A 1,526-nucleotide genomic window follows, 5' to 3' on the forward strand; every position below is an offset into this window, starting at 1 on the left:
CAGTGATGCTATCTGAACTTGTCATTGGAAATAACTCCTTAACCTTGCGACAGTTGCGTCAATCGGCCAGAAACTTCACAGGGACTGAGCTGGAGAAAGAGCTTACCGTGCTTTCCTATATCCAGTCATGGATGCCGGAAGTTAATGAGGTGTTGAGCGTGTTATCTCTGTCCTCGAAGAATCAGCAGCACTTTGCTGAGCGGGTGGATTACTACGGTGCCAAGCTGAAGCACCAGTCTATTGGCAATCAACGCCTTTATCTGTTGTGTTATTTGCAAACCCGCCGGGTGCAGGCACTGGAACGCATTGCCGATGGTTTTGTTCATCATGTTCGACAGATAAAACAAAAAGCCAAGGCATATGCGCAGGACGCGGTTTATCAAGACTGGCAAAAAGCCGCTAAAAATGTCAGCAAGGCGGCGGAAGTTCTGCACCTGTTCATTGATGAGAGCATCGATCAACAGCAACCCTTTGGAGCGGTAAAGCAGCAGGCGTTGAAGCTGCTTGCGGCTAAAGAGCTGGAATCCGTCTGCCTGTTCCTGAATGAGCAAAAGCGTTCCGTTGAGGAAGCTATGTGGCAGTATTATGATCAGAGAGATAGCTTGAGGGAAGGGTTGCTTCGGCAGCTGTTTCTTTGCCTGCGCTTTGAAGGCAGTGAAGGCACTCTACGTCTAGCAGCAGTACTGGATCACGCTCGACTCGACTTATCAGATCAAGGAGTCATCTCAAAGGCAAATATAGACCGCCGTCTACCTCCCAAAAAACAGTTGCCGCTCTTGCAGGACCAAGATGGAAATTTCAAGCCAGGTCGCTACGAATGGTACCTGTATCTACAGATTCCCGATCGGCTAAATGGGCAACTGACCTTGCCGAATGTCATTAAATACAGGGCCTTGGAAGCAGATCTGGTGAGTCGAGAACGTTGGCGAAGGGATAAGGCAAAGTTGCTGGAGCAAACCCAGCTACCAAAGTTGGCCGCCGAACCGAACAAACTGATTGAGCCAATGACTAGGGATCTGGAGATCCGTTTGCATGAAGTCAGTGAATATCTGGAACGAGGCGATAACCGAAATATTATTCTACGTAATCCCAAGGGTAAGCGCCTGTGGCGGTTACCGACGGCAAGTAAAAAGTACTTGGTCAACAACCCATTCTTCCAGCAAATACCGACGACGGGCGTTGCCGATGTGCTTCGCATGGTGGATCGCGACACTGGATTCATTGACTGCTTTGAACATGTGCTGGGCTCGCAGCCCAAGAGCAGAGTCCACGAATATGACCTGTTGGCGATTCTAGTGGGAAATGCGACTAACCAAGGAATCTACGGTATGGCACAAATCTCCGATCGCACCTATGACCAGCTCAGCACCATCCAGGCAAACTATCTACGACTGGAAACCCTGAATACGGCTAACGACAACATCAGCAACGCGACAGCCAAGCTTCCCATCTTTAAGCATTACAACATCCAAGAGGATGTTATCCACGCCAGTGCCGATGGCCAAAAGTTCGAGGCTCGGCGAGAG

Annotated in this window: 1 protein-coding gene; it reads left to right on the forward strand. The window is 49.7% G+C overall.

Going from position 1 to position 1,526, the window contains the following annotated elements:
• A partial coding sequence (locus tag ACY3FQ_RS17445; RefSeq protein WP_489774541.1) for a Tn3 family transposase occupies window positions 1-1,526 on the forward strand: 1,526 nt, incomplete at both ends.

Source organism: Acinetobacter sp. AB03 (assembly GCF_058107045.1).